Genomic DNA, 16,214 nt, shown 5'->3' on the forward strand with positions numbered 1-16,214 from the left:
TATACATTACATTGTACAAGTTATATTCTATTCAAAATTTGAGATTTCATAGCAAAAAAGCTGCTCTAGCGTAGTTGTATAACTATGCTAGAGCAGCTTTCTTATCGTTAAAAGTAACGTTTCTTCCAAAAAACAAAAGCTAACGTGAAAGATAGTGTTACACATATGATGAGTACAATTACAAAACCGTGGGCTTCCCCTTCAAACGGAACCTTTACGTTCATTCCAAAGAAACTAGAAACCATCGTCGGTAAAGATAAAATGATCGTAATTGACGTTAACAGTTTCATAACACTATTTAAATTATTTGATATAACGGAGCTAAAAGTATTCATCATTCCACTTAAAATGTGACTATATATTTCCGCCATTTCAATAGCCTGTTTATTTTCAATTAATACATCTTCTAATAAATCTTGATCGTCTTCATACATTTTTAAAAATGTACTATTACGCATTAACTTTTGAATTACAATTTTATTAGCCTTTAATGACGTTGTAAAGTATACTAAACTTTTCTCAAGGCCTAACAATGTGAAAATCTCTTTATTTTTCATTGACTGATTTAATTGATGCTCTAAATCAATTGTTTTTCGATTTATTTGCTTTAAGTATCTTAAATAATAAGTAGAAATTGTATATAAGAGCTGAAGTGCAAAGCGCGTCTTCTTAAACGTATAAAATTCTTTAATACGTTGATTAATAAAACGTTCAAAAATTGGATTCTCTTCTAAGCAGATTGTAACAAAACAATCCGGCATCACAATCATACCTATTGGAATCGTGTCATAAATCGAATTTCCTTCTTCGTCATGTCTAACTGTCGGAATATCGACGATAATTAAAGTATTATTGTCTTCCTTTTCAATACGAGAGCGTTCTTCATCATCCAAAGGGTCTTTAATGAAATCTAAGTCTACATTTAAAGTTTGTACTAGATATTGAATTTCTTCTTCTGTTGGATGAAGTACATTAATCCAGCACCCCTTTTGCATTTCCTCAATCTCTTGTAGTTTTCCGTTTCGGTCTGTTAAATATATATTTAACATACTATCACCCCGATTCTTTTTACATGTAGGAATCTACCTCTCTTAAATCACAGTTTTTAAACCGCCATTCTCAGCATATGAAACATACGTTTAAATTTCAATAGAAAAATTATTTTGAAAACGTTTTTATAAGAAAAATATTATAAAGTGAAACTTTAATCAGTGGGGGCTTCATCCCCCCACTGATTTTCAGCCCTCACCAATCGGGCTTTTACGGGCTGCCCGCCCCCAACCAAACTTCTTTTCTTTCGCTGAATTTTGAGATGAGGATCTTACTGCCCGTTAGAGCGGGATAAACATAGAAAAAGACAGAGTGCTCTCTGCCTTAAAAGCTTATGTTGCCTTTATAACATATTTAGAAAGCATCCACAAGTTAAACCCAACTGAAATCGTATAGCCCGCGTATGTTGAAATGATAAAACTTACATAATCGAAATACGGAAGCAATACAATATTTAAAACTATCTTCACAATAATTCCAATCACTAGTCCTAGCACCGTCTTCTGCTGTTGATTGATTCCTTGTAGCATAGCAGCCGTTACTGTAAAAAGAGAAAATAGTATGCAAGCAGGAGCATAATACTGTAAAATGATTCTCCCCATCTCTGGATCATTTCCAGCACCAAATAAAAGGGTATATACAGGCTTGGCTAACACCATCATTCCAATTGCCGCCGGTACCGTAATCGCTACTACTAATACATTTGTTCTCGTAAAATGTTTGTACAATAGCTTCGTATTTCCTGCTGTATAAGCTTTCGTCATCTCTGGTACGAGAGACATACTAAAAGCTGTCGCAACGGATACCGGGATAAGCACAACCATTTGAACAAGACCAATTATCGCATTAATTTTTTCCGCTTCGCCTTGCATATACCCTATCTGTATAAGTAGTTTATTAATTGTAAATGTATCAATCGTCTGATACAACGGAATTGCTAAGCCCACTACAACAAAAGGAATAGAATATGTAAAGAGCTCCTTATAAAGCGAGAAAAAAGATTTCGTTGTTTGTGGTATACTTGCCATTTCTTTTTTCTTTAAGTGCCTTCTCCTTCTCATATAATACGCACTTAAAACAGTTAATCCACCTACAGCTCCCATAAAGGCACCAAACGTTGAAATACCAACTGCTAGCGAAACAGAAGCTTTTAAAACATATAAAACGACAAAGCTTCCTATTAAAATGGTTAAAACCCGAAAAAATTGCTCTACAACTACACTTAATGCAGAAGGCCCCATCGATTGGAATCCTTGAAAGAAGCCCCTTAATAAACTCATTACTGGCACAAGTATTAACGCAAAACTTACAATTCGAATATTAGTAGTAACCGCTCCTACACTATTCCCCGTTTGATCATTCCCATCGATGACAAGTTTAGCTAAATGCGGAGCTAGCATATATAACGTAAAACACGAAATGACTCCCATTATAAACATAAACACGATTCCACTTTTCAACACTCTCTTAACCGTATGATAATCATTCAGTTGATCATATTTTGATACCATCTTTGAAACAGCTAGCGGTAATCCCATTGTTGCTATGCTGAGCATGATGGTATAAGGACGATATGCATATGTGTATAGAACGTAACCACTCGTACCGACCATCGCTGTAAATGGTATAACATATATAAACCCTAACATTTTTGATATCATCGTTGCCATCGTTAAAAATATCGTTCCACGTATAAACGGTGACCCTTTCATCACATTCCTCCGCTACGCTTTATTATATTACACATTATGGACAACTCCTTTTCTTTAGAACCGAAACAAATAAAAAAGCCAATGAAAAATCATTGACTTTAACGCGCTGCTTTTTTCTTTTTGAAATACTTTAAACCAAAGTATAGAGCAATAAAAAGAACAGCTCCTATAATTATGTAATGTGTGTAATCAGATGCATACTCTTTAATTTGTCGCCAATTCCCACCAAGTTTTTCACCTAAGTATATAAATAGAATTGACCATGGAATGATCGCTACAACCGTATAAAGTGTAAATAGTTTTAATGGCATCTTAGCTAGTCCTGCTGGAATAGAGATCGCATGACGTACTACTGGGATAAAGCGCGCAGAAAATATTACGCCTGCTCCATAACGCTTAAACCAACCTTCCGCTATGTCTAAATGATGTTTATTAATAAGTAGATATTTCCCATATTTCTCTACAACCGGACGCCCTCCGTAGTATCCAAGCCAGTATAAAAAGATTTGCGCTAAAGTACCACCAATCGTTCCGGCGATAACTGCACCCACAAAACTAATTTTACCATTCGCTACTAAAAAGCCAGCATACGAAAGTACAATTTCACTCGGGATTACTTCAATCATTAAAGCAAGAGCTACTCCAAAGTAACCTAAGCTTGCAAAAAATTGCAATAACTGATCTATTATGTTTGCTAACATGTTCTTTTTTATCTCCTTTTTTCTTCACATACCATCCCATTATTACATAAAGGCTGCAATCTGCCAATATCTTCATTTTAACAATATGTACAATTCAAGCAGGATTAATCTATTAATTTCTCTTTCTGCGGATCTTTCATGTAGGCAAACATCTCTTTAATTTGGTCTTCTGTATTTCTAGCAATTGATAAATTAGGCAATTCATTTTCACCAAAAAACTCCACCTCTTCTGTTTCAATGCTAGTTTTCTTTTCTCCACCAATAATCTCACATCCAATGAAAATCTTATATACATGCGTCGCCGATGGAGATGGTTGATGTTTTTCTTTATCAAATATAGCTAGTAACTTAAAATGATCTACCTCATAACCAGTCTCTTCGAAAACCTCTTTTGCTGCAACTTCGGTTGGCGTATAACCGACATCAGCCCATCCACCTGGCAATGCCCATTTCCCATCGCTTTTTTCTTTCACAAATAATAGCTTTTCATTTTGAAAAACAACAGCTCTTATATCAACTTTAGGTGTTTGATAGCCTGTCTCACTTGCAAATAATTTCTCTACGACTTCCCAATCTGTTTTCGTGTAATGTGACATCATTGAAATAGAAATATCTCGTAATTGCTGGAAACGCTCAATATCATACACATCCTTAGAATACGTTAAACCCGCTTGAGCTATAGATTGTATTTGTTTTACCCAATCAATCCATTTAATCGTCATATATCCGCATCCCCATTCTCTATCAAATATATTACTTCATTTTTATTGATACATCTTTATTATACAAAAAAAAGAGATTGATAACGTCTCAATCTCTTTCAAAATTAATCCAATTCATGTAAGTGGTCTTGTATATACTTTCTTCTTTTATTTATATATTCATAAATCATATCAGCCTCTTGATCAAATGTTTCTAATTTTTCTTTCATGTATGGATCTTGTAGTAAATATGGACGAATCAATTCACACAACCCTTCTACTTTCGGCCTCATAAACGAAACTGTAAATTGATCTTCTAATATTTCTTCTAAAATACTTCGATACCGCTTTCTAAATACAGGTATGTCTAGCAATCTTGCACTCAACGTATTATAACCTTGAATACGAATATATTCATGATTAAGCGGTCTCCCTTGTACATCTCGCCCCCAAGTCGCATCATAATCCCACGGTATAACTTCAAATAAATTTGTTTCATCGTTATGATATAGTGCATAGTTATGAACAAAACCATCAAAGTTTTGCGTAAAAATAACTCCTGCTAACCATCGTAAATATTTATCTACATGTAGAAACTTCCCAATTTCTTTTTCATAGGCTTCCCTCGTCAAAGTATTCGCTTGAAATACAAATTCACTCAGTTGTTCTTCACTATTTTTATTCGAATATTTAAATTCATAACCCGCAAAGAGCTCTGTCTTAACATCTTTATCTCGTTCACTCATTAATGAAAAATTCGCATCATCATCTATCGCATAATAAATAGAACCACTCGGTAATCCTCTATTTTTCAAAAAATTTTCATCAACCGATTCTAACTGTAAGTACACACCTTGAATTTGACCATTAATTTTTATAAATACATGTTGTGATTTTGGCGAAAGTACACCAATATCATGAAAAAAATCTAAAGATAATTTATTTCGTATGAGAGACGGATCCATAAACTCCGAATTCAAATGAAATTCTTTCGCACCTTGAAATTTTTTAGGCTTATAAAACATAACATGATAAGACTTTTTCTCAAATTCGCGAATATGAGCTCCTCGGTATACGATATCAATATCATACTTCTTTTTTCCATAAGTTAATTTTGCTGGCACTGGACTATCTGACCAAATGTCCTTTTTCAATTCCACTAAGTACATTGGATGAACAAAAAAATCATATGAAGGCAGCATGTTTTCTCATCCCTTCTCAGTTCTCTTCCTTCAATGTATGCGCCTTTTCTTGTCCATACATCCGCAATCATCTATTTATATAAAATTACACTCTTGTCCTGTTCAGAAAGATGCCTACATACATATCATGTTAAGGAAAAAGAATACCTTTTCACTTTAATACATGATAAGGAGGATTTCTATGAAACGTGATATTAGAAAAGCTGTCGAAGAAATCAAAAGTGCTGGGATGGAGGATTTCTTACACCAAGATCCAAGTACTTTTGAATGCGATGATGATAAATTCACTCATCATCATTGTACAACTGGATGTAAATGTACAACTGGGGGTAAATGTCCAAGAACAAGATGTACTCGCGTGAAACATTGTACGTTCGTTACAAAATGTACGCATGTGAAAAAATGGACATTTGTTACGAAATGTACTCGTGTACGTGTTCAAAAATGGACGTTCGTTACGAAAGTAACGCGTAGAAAAGAATGCGTATTAGTTACGAAACGTACTCGCAGAAAACATTGTACATTCATTACAAAATGCATACGCTTTGAAAAGAAATTTTTCTGGACAAAACGAAGTTTCTGTAAAAAATGCGAATTCTTCCCTAACAGACACGGTGGCTCTTGCGATGATTCATGTGATCATGGTAAAGACTGTCACGATAGCGGACACAAATGGAATGATTGCAAAGGCGGACATAAATTCCCATCTTGCAAAAATAAGAAATTCGATCACTTCTGGTATAAAAAACGTAACTGCTAGTTTTTATACCACCAAAAAAAGGCCGTTTTGCGGCCTTTTTTACATTTATTGAAAGTGACTTATATCTGCAAATTGTTTCACTTTACCGATACCCTCTTCAAATTCTATTATGCTCAAACTGGCACTATGCATAAATGGATCATCCCACACATTTTCTATTTCAATTCCCGCGAAATGCCCTACAAGTAATTTTGCTGCTGCCGCATGAGACACAATCAATATGTTTTGTCCTTTATGCTTCTCTAAAAGAAGCTGCATCCCTTCAATTACTCTTTCATAAACAGCCTCAAAATTTTCGCCTGATGTTGACTGAAAAAGATGTGGCTCATTCCAAAACAGATGTACTTCTTCTGGAAATTGCTTTTCTATATCCGCGATTGTTTGTCCTTCCCATATACCCATGTTGATTTCATAGAAATGCTCATCCGCTATAATGGGTATATCACGTTCCCCCTTTATTAACTCTGCCGTATGAAGTGTTCTTTCGCTCGGACTACTATAGATCGCATGGATTGGTAAATCTTTCATTCGATTCCCTAATTGTTTCGCCTGAACTATACCATTTTCAGTTAAAGCAGAATTTTTCCGTCCCTGCATTCGCTTCGCTACATTCCACTCTGTTTCACCATGCCTTGTTACATATATAGTTGTTTTCATTTCTTACTCCCCCTCACCATGTTGGTCGTAATTCCCACGGTTCAACTCTCCCTACAATCCACTCCGCTCGTTTACTTTCAATCCCTTTTATAATTCCATCAGCTATCTCTTCATGAGTAAGCCATCTTCCATATGTATCTTCTAAAATAAAGCCTAAAATATGAAATAAACTATATGTTTTAGACGACAAATCTAGTTCTTTACAAATATTTGATAGTGCATGCTTTGCACTTGTGTGTACCCATGCAACAACTAATGTGATTGGGCCATTTTTCTTAATTGTACTTTTAATAGCTAGCTTTACATCTTCATCATTATGATAATCTAACGAAAGGCATGTAATATTTTCTGGTGCAGAACTCATTCGCTTAACATTTTCTAATTTCACTTCATCTCGCCCGATAATAGAAACATAAAATCCTTTCTCACAAAGCCACATAGAAACTTTCTTTAGCATTCCTGTTCCACCAATTACAAGTGCATGCAAATGCTATCCCTCCCTAATAAAATGTCATATGAGATTTCTCATCTCTATAATAATTTAAACGGTCTTGCAGTGTCCCTGAGTGAAACTCAAATTTATGACCGTCAGGATCAACAAAGTATATAGATTCGCAATCTCTTACATCACGTTCTCTTCCTTGTAAAATATGAACATCATTTTCTTCTAATCGCTGTATTAGACATTTAAAGTCTTCTTGTTCAACAGAAAATGCAATGTGCGTATAAGATTGATGAATCTCATTTCTCGGAATATGCGTCTCTTCATTAAGCGCTATCCATACTCCACATATGTTAAAATAAGCTAATTTTCTTCCTTTAACTAATAATTCTCCTTCTAATACTTTTTCATAAAACATAATAGAGTTTTCTAAATTAGATACCGAAAAACAAATATGATTGATTCCTCTTAACAACTATAATTCCTCCTTATACAAATAAAAGATGAGCGAAAATTCACTCATCTTTTATTATACTATTTTTTTGTAATATATGCCCATTTATAACTGAAGTCCCCGCCAAACGTATGGTTAGCAATGCCTTTTACAAATGGCTTCTCTAAATAAGCTGTACTTTGTTGGTACGTAGGAGAAATTGCTGCGTCTTGACCAATTAAGATTTTTTCAGCTTCCGCAAGTGCATTCCAGCGTGCTTTATCATCTTTTAATAGCTCTCCTTTTGATTTCGCTACTAAATCATCATACTTCGGATTAGAATAATCCATTTCATTAAATGAGCTTCCAGTAACAAACATATCAATATAAGTCATTGGATCCGGATAATCAGGGCTCCATGCAGATAATGAGAATTCATATTGGAATTTCTTTTCTAAATCTAGCTTCTGCTTGTATGGTTGCTGTTTCAAATTCACTTTAATACCAGGCAAGTTTTTCTCTAGTTCTTCCTTAATAAAGTCGCCTACTTTTTTACGGCTACCGTTATCATCGTTTAGTAATTCAACCGTAATTGTATCTTGACCAAGCTCTTTCTTCGCTTCTTCCCATAATTTTTTTGCTTTCTCTGCGTTATCTTTACTATCACGGAAGTTTTTATTTACAGAGCGGAAATCTTTTCCATCCGGACCTGTCGTGAATTTTTCAGGTACTAAGAAATATGCTGGCAATGAACCGTCATTTAAAATGACATCAGCAATTCCTTTTTTATCGTATGCTAAATCAATCGCTTCACGTACTTTTTGGTTTTTAAATGTTGCATTTTTTTGGTTAAAACGTAAGAAATATATGCGTGGATCTAACTTCGTTTTAAATTCATCTGGCTTATTCTTTTTATATTTATCAACAAATTCAGAAGTTAAAATAACTCGATCTGCTTGATCACTATCATATAAATTTACTCCCGTGCTTGTTTCCTTCACAATACTTACATTAATTTCGTCTAACTTTACAGTATCTTTATCCCAATAATTAGGATTTTTCTTTAACTGATAATTTTGTTCATGTTTCCATTGACTCATTGTAAATGGTCCATTATATACTAATTTATCTGCTTCTAATCCGTATTTATCTCCTTGCTCTTTCACATATTTTTCATTTAATGGGAAAAATGTAGGGAACGACGTAAGCTCAAGAAAATAAGGTGCTGGTTGCTCTAATTCTACTACCAACGTTTTATCATCCTTCGCTTTAACACCCAATTGATCTGCTGGTAATTCACCTTTATTTACTTTCTGTGCATTTTTCACATCAAATAAAATGAATGCATATTCTGCCGCTGTTGCTTTATCTAATGTACGTTGCCATGCATATACAAAATCTTGTGCTCGAACTGGATCACCATTTGACCATTTCGCATCACGTAATTCAAATGTATATGTCTTTTTATCTTCACTAATCTTCACATCTTTTGCCATACCTGGTGTTGGTTTATTATCTTTATCTAGACGATATAAACCTTCCATTGCATTTACAAATACACGGAAAGATACAGAATCCGTTGATTTAGACGTATCCATTGAAGGAATTTCAGCTGTTTCTAGCAAATTTAAAACTTGTTTATCTGCCATTCCCTTATTCGATTCTTTCTTCGTTGTCGAAGCCTTCTCACCATTCCCACACCCTGCAACCAATACACTCGTCGTTAACGCAAGTGCAGCAATTGTTGTTGTCTTTCTCTTCATTCTTCCTTCCCCCAATCTATATGTATAAGTTAAATCCTATATAATATATTTTATTATACAAAAGATTCTGATTATTTTAAATATTTATTTTAACAAACATAGAAAAAAGCGATCGGAAATTTCTTTCCAGCCGCTTTCTTGAATAGCATTTACTTGTAATCCATCCTCTATATCAAATGGATTTTGAACTTTAAATATTTCTTCCATCAGCTTCAAAAACTCTTCTTCAGTTTTAGATTCACCATTAACCATAAGTGAGTATGGTTCCACTTCACCTAATTTATAATCGACAACAAATTGAATCTTCACCTTTTGTCTTGGCGTTCCGGTGTTATATCCTTGGAATTCTACTAATTCTAACCCTTCCGTTCCACGATAATATATCCAACCTGAATTTTGAAAATAATTTTCGAAAGATTCACCTATTGAAAAGAAAGGATATTCATAAAGCGAGCTTGTACGAACCTTTTGAATAACGTCTCGATCAGTTGGAAAAAAGAAATGACTAAAAAATATGCTAGCAACTGCTAAAATAGTAACAATTGTCGCTCCCATTTTGCTCGTTCCGCCGCTATCATTGATTAGATAGTTTTCAACTGATTTATCTTTTATTTCTCTTGCTTTTATTCGGTATATACGTCTTTCCGCAAATTGATAGTATAATCCATTTGCAAAAATCCCCATTCCAAACAGAATAAAAATGAGTAATAAAAACGTAAGAGGCACCATATTAATGATTGGCAACGCTACATTAAATCCCATATAATACGAAAATGCATCACACGCTACTAATAACAACATAAATAAAGCAGCTGGTACATAATACTTACGATATCCTAGCCAGCCTATATTGAAAATAGCAGCCCAACCATTCCAACTCCACCTAGCAATCCGCTTATTCTCAAGTTCCCATTTCCTTTTGTAATACGGATATTGTCTCCCTACATATACTTCTAGTTCTTTATCTATTAACGAGCTACCTTCCTCTTGTTCATTATCCAAGTTTCGCTGACAACTTGCACAATTTAACTGTTCCTCCTCGCAAGATTGCCCACAATTTATACATTTCAAAACAATCCCTCTTCCCATTCATACGTCATTTCAAAATACCTTCGTGTTTTAATAACCACTCTTTCCTCCATAAACCACCAGCATATCCAACAAGCTTTCCACTCTTTCTTATTACACGGTGACATGGAACAATTATTGAAATTGGATTCCGACTATTTGCCCCTCCTATTGCCCGTACAGCTTTTGTATTTCCAACTTTCTCTGCAATATCTAAATATGAAGCACTTACGCCGTATGGAATAGTATAAAGTGCATCCCATACATTTTTTTGAAATGCTGTTCCCTCCGCAGACAGCGGGACCGTAAACTCTTTTCTTTTCCCTTTAAAATATTCATCTAACTCATTTATACATTGTTCTATCATTTCATTTTTATTTTCTTCTTGTCGTTCATCAACAAATATAACAGACGTAATTCCTTCTTGATTCGCTGTAATTTCAAGCAAACCTACTTCGCTTTCATAATAAGCCTGGTACATATGCCATCCTCCAATTCAGTTCATATTAGTCATTGTAACACGAATATACAAAATTTTTCGTATAAGCGTTTTATTAGAGAAACAAAAAAGAGAATGATACAATGTAAGAAAATTCAATTTAGGAGGCTATTGGATGAATTCCGAACTTTTTTCACCTTATACAATTAAGGACGTTACATTAAAAAACCGGATTGTTATGTCACCTATGTGCATGTATTCATCGGAAAACGGGGATGGCCAAGTAACGAATTTCCATCTCATTCATTATGGAACAAGAGCTGCCGGTCAAGTTGGTTTAGTTATGATTGAAGCAACAGCCGTGTTACCTGAAGGTCGAATTTCAAATAAAGACTTAGGCATTTGGGATGACAACCTAATTGAAGGCTTACATAAAACGACTACTTTTATACATGATAATGGTGCAAAAGCTGCCATTCAACTCGCTCACGCCGGAAGAAAAGCAGAATTAGAAACAGATGCGTTAGCTCCTTCAGCCATTCCATTTAATGAAACAATGAAAATGCCAATAGAAATGAGCAAACACCAAATTAAAGATACTGTATTAGCTTTTCAGCAAGCTGCAGTACGATCAAAACAAGCTGGATTTGATGTTATTGAAATACACGGTGCTCACGGTTATCTTATTAATGAATTTCTTTCTCCGCTTTCCAATGAGCGGACTGATGAATATGGTGGTTCACCTGAAAACCGCTATCGTTTCTTACGCGAAATCATTGACTCGATAAATGAAGTTTGGAACGGACCGTTATTTGTCCGTATTTCAGCAAATGATTATCATCCTGACGGGTTAACAGTTCAAGATTATGTTCAGTATACAAAATGGATGCAAGAACAAGGAGTAGATTTAATCGATTGTAGCTCTGGAGCTGTTGTCCCTGCACGCATCGATGTTTATCCTGGGTATCAAGTACAATATGCTAAACATATTAAAGAGCATACTAAGATTGCAACTGGTGCAGTTGGATTGATTACGACTGGGCCACAAGCAGAGCAAATTTTAAATAATAACGAAGCAGATTTAATTTTTATCGGACGTGAATTACTTCGCAATCCGTATTTTCCGAGAATAGCGGCCAATGAACTTGGCTTTGAATTGCAAGAACCTCACCAATATAAGCGAGCACCAGGAAAAATTCATACGAATAAATAAAACCGAGAAGTCATTCTTCTCGGTTTTATTTATTCTATCGTTGTAATTTCATTTGAATTATAAGTATGGATACCTGATTCTTCTCGCAGCGCGGTTATATACATCCCTTTCGCCACATCTTTAGCTGAAATTGGTTTATATTTTTTAAAAGCTCCTTTAAAGATAAACGGAATAATACGAGATAACTTTTCAGCCATTCGTTCGCCGAAACGAAATTCTTGTCGATTTCCTACTAATAATGATGGTCTAAAAATGTGAATACCACCAATCACTAACTTTTGCAATTCTTCTTCCATTTTTCCTTTCACTTGTGAATAAAAGAAGAATGATTTAGGATCCGCTCCCATAGAAGACACGACAAGGAAATTTTGTACCCCTTGTTTTTCAGCTAAACACGCAGCTCGTAACGTATATTCATAATCTACTTTTTTAAAATTTGCTTTTGTTTTTGCTTTTTTTATTGTTGTTCCTAAGCAACTAAAAACATCATCCACAGCAAAGAACTCTTTATATTCCTCTAATACCGAAAAATTAACTTGTTTCTGCTGTAACTTCTCATGTTGCATTTGCATTGGCTCTCTTACAAAAATAGTAACCGAATCGTAGTAATCTGATTCAAGTAATAGACGCGTTATCTCTTGTCCAACTAAACCACTTGCACCGAGTATTAACGCTGTTCGCTTATTCATATATGCATATACCTCTTATTTTACTTTTCTCTCCTTCAGTAAAATACAACCTTTAGGAGTTTCCTGCTCTTATTTTACCACAAGTAAAACACTATGCGTACGCATAGTGCTTTACTCACTCTTTTTTCTCATCTCTCTCTTGTAATTTCGTTATTGTTGTAGCGTCCCCTAAATTACTTATTAATCTTCTTAAAAAAATTAATACGAAAGATAATGGCAATACTACCGCTAATATTAATAAAATAGCTTCCATTAAGTAACCCAAGCGCTCATCCCCCTCTTTACCTCCTTTTCAATATATGAAAACAGCGTTGTCACATATGCATGCATTTGCAAAAATAATACACCTATATTTGACAACTTTATAACAAAAACAAATCGGAATGATTATTATTTATTGCAACTTTATTAAAGATGTATTATACTAAGTTCGCAAACTAAAACGTAATTATTCCGTTTTGCATTAAAATGATATTTTTCTTCTATTATTGGGGAAAATATATCCGTAAAAAAGAAAAGAGGAGAACTTCATGCCTAAAAGATTGACTATATTTTCATTCTTACTTATTTTTACCTTAATTTTCGCTGGCTGCTCAAATAAAAAAGAAAGTAATGCCAAGAAAGATGGAAAGCTAACAGTTTATACAACGATTTTCCCACTTGCTGATTTCGCAAAGAAAATCGGTGGCGACTATGTAAATGTTGAAGCGATTTACCCACCTGGTGCAGATTCACATACATTTGAACCAAGTCAAAAACAAACAGTACAAGTTGCAAAAGCCGATTTATTTGTTTATAACGGCGCTGAATTAGAACCATTTGCTGAAAAAATGGAAAAAACATTACAAAAAGAAAATGTTAAAATTGTAAATGCATCTAAAGGTATTGAGCTTCGTGCTTCTACTGAAGAAGAGCATCATGATCATGGAGATGGCCATAAAGAAGATGAACATCATCACGATAAAGACCCGCATGTTTGGTTAGATCCTACTCTAGCGATGAAACAGGCAGAAAAAATTAAAAATGCACTTGTAGAATTACAACCTGAACATAAACAAGAATTCGAAAAAAACTTTGCAGCACTTCAAACTAAATTTACTGATTTAGACGATGGATTTAAGGCAGCTGTAGCGAACGCAAAAACGAAAGAAATTTTAGTTTCTCATGCTGCCTATGGTTACTGGGAACAACGATACGGCCTAAAACAAATTCCTATCGCTGGAATTTCAGCTTCTGATGAACCATCTCAAAAGCAGCTTGCTGACATTACAAAAACAGTAAAAGAACATAATCTAAAATATATTTTATTCGAAACATTCTCTACTCCAAAAGTAGCATCCGTAATTCAAAAAGAAACTGGTACAAAAGTTTTACGCTTAAATCACTTAGCTACTATTTCTGAAGATGATGCAAAAAATAATAAAGATTACTTCACTTTAATGGAAGAAAACGTAAATACATTGAAAGAAGCAACAAACTAATCCATTATACTTTCTAGGCAGCTGAATCTGTTATTCAGCTGCCTTTTTATGTATTTATCCTTGACTTGACCAAAATAACAAGTAAAATTATCCATATTAGCTTTAAAGCTATATTAATTTAGAAGGTGAGTTGGAATTATGAATCTTCACATTTGTGAAGTAACAGCAAAAAATTGGCGTTCAGTAGTTGCTTTAGACGTCGCAAAAGATCAGCAACAATTTATTGAAAGTAACGCGTTTTCTTTAGCAGAATCATTATATGAAGGAAACGGAACGTCAGTAGGTTTATATGATGGAGAAACACTTGTAGGATACGCAATGTATGGATGGTATTCAGTAAAACATAAAAGTGTATGGCTCGATCGCTTTATGATTGACCAACAATATCAAGGAAAAGGATACGCAAAACGTTTCCTTCGCTTACTCATTCAATTATTACAAGAAAAATTTGAATGCAAAATAATTTACTTAAGTTTACATCCAGACAACAAACTTGCAATGGGACTGTATGAATCATTTGGTTTCCGCTTAAATGGGGATATTGATGATGAAGGTCCAGTTGTAGGTGTTGTAATGGAGTTACTAATAGACGAAAATACAAGCCTGTGAAAACAGGCTTTTTATTATACATTTATCAATTTTTAGTTTCTCCCCCTTATTTAATTCTGTTTTGCAATCTAATAGAATGCTCATAAAAAATAAGCCTGCAATTTACGCAGACTTATTTCACACACTCCTCGAAATGTTCTTGGAACCACTCTTTATTAATATCTCTTCCGATAAAAACTACTTCACTTACTCGCTCTTCGCCCTCTTGCCACTCTCTATCGTACGAAGCAGCAAATAACGTATGTACACCTTGGAAAACGATACGTTTATCTACTCCATCTATTGATAAAATTCCTTTGTAACGATATAAATATTCCCCTAGCTCTTGAACGACAGCTGACATCCACTCATTAAGCTTTTGTAAATCCAGCGGACGTTCTTCACGTAATACAAATGATTTCACACCTTCTAAGTGGTTATGTTCTTTATGAGGGTAAATTTGCAACGTATCTTTCGTTTTAAATGTTTGGATTTGTAATAAAGATGGTATATCTACCTCACAGTTAGTCGCCTCAATTAACTTTGCAGTCGGGTTAATCCCTTGAATTTCATGCAAGAGATGTTCTTTCTCATTCTCTTCAATTAAATCTAATTTATTTACTAAAACGACATCAGCAAACGCAATTTGCTCTTTTGCTTCTAATCCTTTTTCAAAATGTTTATGTATATGATAACTATCTACCACCGTTACAACACCGTTAATTTGGTAAGCAGATTGGATGACTGGATCTAAAAAGAATGTTTGAATAATCGGCCCTGGATTTGCAAGGCCAGTCGTTTCAATTACTAAACCATCAAAATCCATTTTCCCTTCTGCTTTTACGTCCAGTAATTGTTTTAAAGCGACGAGTAAATCTTCACGTACAGTACAACATAAACAGCCATTTGTCATTTCCATAATTTCTTCTTCCACATTCATAATCAACTGATTATCAATGCCAATTTGCCCTATTTCATTTACAATCACCGCTAATTTCTTACCGTGATTTTCTGATAAAATACGATTTAATAAAGTCGTTTTCCCTGATCCAAGAAAACCAGTTAATATTGTTACTGGAATCATTTCGTACCTCTCCTTATACCTATATGTTTCTACATTATAGCATATGAACACTCCCCCACTTAACAAAGCTTGAAGTGGGGGTTTCTAACGTTTCGACCTAACGAACGATTAACGTCAGGGGAGTTAACACATTAGCGAGCTGTTTCACGCCTAACCCCTCTATCCCATTTGTCCATGCATTTGGGATTACTTTTCGTAAAATGTTAGCCGCAGCATTTACATCTGCATTAA

The 16,214-nt window shown here is 34.5% G+C and carries 18 protein-coding genes; 4 read left to right on the forward strand and 14 right to left on the reverse strand.

The genetic code is table 11. From position 1 onward, the window contains the following. Positions 1 to 107: 107 nt before the first annotated feature. From EBQ15_RS10495 to cotH, 5 genes are all read right to left on the reverse strand, one after another. Positions 108 to 1,049: a magnesium transporter CorA family protein gene (locus EBQ15_RS10495; RefSeq protein ID WP_000932389.1), complete on the reverse strand. Its 942-nt coding sequence runs from the start codon at positions 1,047 to 1,049 to the stop codon at positions 108 to 110. Positions 1,050 to 1,382: 333 nt separating this feature from the next. After that, the gene (locus EBQ15_RS10500) at positions 1,383 to 2,762 is read right to left on the reverse strand and encodes a putative polysaccharide biosynthesis protein (RefSeq protein ID WP_000678847.1); all 1,380 of its coding nucleotides are present in this window, start codon (positions 2,760 to 2,762) and stop codon (positions 1,383 to 1,385) included. Between the two features lie 98 nt (positions 2,763 to 2,860). Beyond that, positions 2,861 to 3,463, reverse strand: coding sequence for an undecaprenyl phosphate transporter UptA (uptA, locus tag EBQ15_RS10505; protein WP_000880691.1), 603 nt, complete (start codon positions 3,461 to 3,463; stop codon positions 2,861 to 2,863). A 104-nt stretch (positions 3,464 to 3,567) separates the two neighbouring features. Continuing rightward, a complete protein-coding gene (locus EBQ15_RS10510; RefSeq protein ID WP_000153584.1) occupies positions 3,568 to 4,185 on the reverse strand; it encodes an NUDIX hydrolase N-terminal domain-containing protein in 618 nt (205 codons plus the stop codon). Between the two features lie 104 nt (positions 4,186 to 4,289). After that, positions 4,290 to 5,366, reverse strand: coding sequence for a spore coat protein CotH (gene cotH, locus EBQ15_RS10515; RefSeq protein ID WP_000938003.1), 1,077 nt, complete (start codon positions 5,364 to 5,366; stop codon positions 4,290 to 4,292). Positions 5,367 to 5,547: 181 nt separating this feature from the next. Here cotH and exsB point away from each other — a divergent pair, with 181 nt between their 5' ends. After that, positions 5,548 to 6,126: an exosporium protein ExsB gene (gene exsB, locus EBQ15_RS10520; protein WP_000817497.1), complete on the forward strand. Its 579-nt coding sequence runs from the start codon at positions 5,548 to 5,550 to the stop codon at positions 6,124 to 6,126. Positions 6,127 to 6,171: 45 nt separating this feature from the next. Here exsB and EBQ15_RS10525 read toward each other — a convergent pair whose 3' ends face one another. The 6 genes from EBQ15_RS10525 to EBQ15_RS10550 all read right to left on the reverse strand — a co-directional run bounded on the left by EBQ15_RS10525 (position 6,172) and on the right by EBQ15_RS10550 (position 10,970). Further along, a complete protein-coding gene (locus EBQ15_RS10525) occupies positions 6,172 to 6,783 on the reverse strand; it encodes a phosphoserine phosphatase 1 (RefSeq protein ID WP_000858827.1) in 612 nt (203 codons plus the stop codon). 13 nt (positions 6,784 to 6,796) lie between these two features. After that, positions 6,797 to 7,270 (reverse strand): short-chain dehydrogenase, encoded by a 474-nt coding sequence (locus EBQ15_RS10530; protein WP_000543115.1) that lies wholly within the window; start codon positions 7,268 to 7,270, stop codon positions 6,797 to 6,799. A gap of 13 nt (positions 7,271 to 7,283) precedes the next feature. Continuing rightward, positions 7,284 to 7,700, reverse strand: a complete 417-nt coding sequence (fosB, locus tag EBQ15_RS10535) for a FosBx1 family fosfomycin resistance bacillithiol transferase (RefSeq protein ID WP_000943770.1) — start codon at positions 7,698 to 7,700, stop codon at positions 7,284 to 7,286. A gap of 59 nt (positions 7,701 to 7,759) precedes the next feature. After that, positions 7,760 to 9,421, reverse strand: coding sequence for a peptide ABC transporter substrate-binding protein (locus EBQ15_RS10540; protein ID WP_000824279.1), 1,662 nt, complete (start codon positions 9,419 to 9,421; stop codon positions 7,760 to 7,762). Between the two features lie 84 nt (positions 9,422 to 9,505). Further along, positions 9,506 to 10,510, reverse strand: coding sequence for a DUF2628 domain-containing protein (locus EBQ15_RS10545; protein WP_080480394.1), 1,005 nt, complete (start codon positions 10,508 to 10,510; stop codon positions 9,506 to 9,508). Between the two features lie 7 nt (positions 10,511 to 10,517). Next, on the reverse strand, positions 10,518 to 10,970 hold the full coding sequence (locus EBQ15_RS10550) for a methylated-DNA--[protein]-cysteine S-methyltransferase (RefSeq protein WP_000283914.1): 453 nt from the start codon (positions 10,968 to 10,970) through the stop codon (positions 10,518 to 10,520). A 133-nt stretch (positions 10,971 to 11,103) separates the two neighbouring features. Here EBQ15_RS10550 and namA point away from each other — a divergent pair, with 133 nt between their 5' ends. Beyond that, positions 11,104 to 12,141: an NADPH dehydrogenase NamA gene (gene namA / locus EBQ15_RS10555; RefSeq protein ID WP_001083643.1), complete on the forward strand. Its 1,038-nt coding sequence runs from the start codon at positions 11,104 to 11,106 to the stop codon at positions 12,139 to 12,141. 29 nt (positions 12,142 to 12,170) lie between these two features. On the opposite strand, the gene EBQ15_RS10560 is transcribed toward namA, so the two are convergent. Both EBQ15_RS10560 and EBQ15_RS31115 read right to left on the reverse strand, forming a co-directional pair. Beyond that, positions 12,171 to 12,830, reverse strand: coding sequence for an oxidoreductase (locus EBQ15_RS10560; RefSeq protein WP_001042738.1), 660 nt, complete (start codon positions 12,828 to 12,830; stop codon positions 12,171 to 12,173). 115 nt (positions 12,831 to 12,945) lie between these two features. After that, the gene (locus tag EBQ15_RS31115) at positions 12,946 to 13,095 is read right to left on the reverse strand and encodes a hypothetical protein (RefSeq protein WP_000540932.1); all 150 of its coding nucleotides are present in this window, start codon (positions 13,093 to 13,095) and stop codon (positions 12,946 to 12,948) included. A gap of 265 nt (positions 13,096 to 13,360) precedes the next feature. Here EBQ15_RS31115 and EBQ15_RS10565 point away from each other — a divergent pair, with 265 nt between their 5' ends. Both EBQ15_RS10565 and EBQ15_RS10570 read left to right on the forward strand, forming a co-directional pair. Further along, complete coding sequence (locus EBQ15_RS10565; RefSeq protein ID WP_001126151.1) at positions 13,361 to 14,311, forward strand: metal ABC transporter substrate-binding protein; 951 nt, start codon at positions 13,361 to 13,363, stop codon at positions 14,309 to 14,311. A 138-nt stretch (positions 14,312 to 14,449) separates the two neighbouring features. Beyond that, positions 14,450 to 14,920: a GNAT family N-acetyltransferase gene (locus tag EBQ15_RS10570; protein ID WP_001048681.1), complete on the forward strand. Its 471-nt coding sequence runs from the start codon at positions 14,450 to 14,452 to the stop codon at positions 14,918 to 14,920. A 112-nt stretch (positions 14,921 to 15,032) separates the two neighbouring features. Here the strand turns inward: EBQ15_RS10570 and EBQ15_RS10575 are convergent, their stop codons facing one another. Further along, the gene (locus EBQ15_RS10575) at positions 15,033 to 15,983 is read right to left on the reverse strand and encodes a CobW family GTP-binding protein (RefSeq protein ID WP_000613419.1); all 951 of its coding nucleotides are present in this window, start codon (positions 15,981 to 15,983) and stop codon (positions 15,033 to 15,035) included. Positions 15,984 to 16,214: the final 231 nt, after the last annotated feature.

Source organism: Bacillus sp. 2D03 (assembly GCF_003946765.1).
Lineage (GTDB): Bacteria > Bacillota > Bacilli > Bacillales > Bacillaceae_G > Bacillus_A > Bacillus_A cereus.